1 pseudogene is annotated in these 237 nt (G+C 69.6%); it reads right to left on the bottom strand.

The features are described 5' to 3' along the window. Positions 1–237 (bottom strand): annotated as a pseudogene (locus SB772_RS45470) (MmgE/PrpD family protein); the annotation flags it as partial.

The raw sequence follows: 237 nt of genomic DNA, 5'->3' as shown, positions 1-237 counted from the left end.
GCGCCATGCCCGCCAGCGCACGATATTTCGCCAGCAGCGCCGCGTCGGACAACGGATTGCGCGGATCGCCGAGCGCGATCGGCACGTGACGCGAGTCCCGCCGCCCGTCCGCGCGATGCAGGCTCACCGTCGGCTCGTCGAGATCGCCCAGCGCCGGATCGACCTCGATCGCGATACGTGCGAGCAACGCCGTGACGCGCGAATCCGTCCGCCTGTCGTCGCGATAAACGTCGATCC

This window comes from Paraburkholderia sp. SIMBA_030, from assembly GCF_046535245.1.
Classification (GTDB): domain Bacteria; phylum Pseudomonadota; class Gammaproteobacteria; order Burkholderiales; family Burkholderiaceae; genus Paraburkholderia.
The sequence above is the reverse complement of the archived record's forward strand: the minus strand, read 5'-3'. Positions and strand labels throughout refer to the sequence as shown.